Below are 214 nucleotides of genomic sequence, written 5' to 3'. Positions count from 1 at the left end.
CGTGTACACGGTGAGCTTCGAAAGCAACGGCGGAAGTTCGCTGCAACCCTTATCCGTCGGCCACGGGACGGCTTTGGTTGAGCCTGAGGCTCCTATCTTTGAGGGGTATACATTCGGCGGCTGGTACGCGGACAGCGAGCTGACAGAACCGTATTTGTTCTCCGCTGCCGTAAAGGGCAACGTGACGCTGTACGCGAAGTGGACGACAAACGTA

1 protein-coding gene is annotated in these 214 nt (G+C 57.5%); it reads left to right on the top strand.

Going from position 1 to position 214, the window contains the following annotated elements:
* A partial coding sequence (locus B1748_RS36235; protein WP_179216023.1) for an InlB B-repeat-containing protein occupies positions 1 to 214 on the top strand: 214 nt, incomplete at both ends.

This window comes from Paenibacillus sp. MY03, assembly GCF_002165585.1.
In the GTDB taxonomy this organism is placed as follows: Bacteria; Bacillota; Bacilli; order Paenibacillales; family Paenibacillaceae; genus Pristimantibacillus; species Pristimantibacillus agaridevorans.
This window is presented reverse-complemented; position numbering and strand designations above follow the sequence as displayed.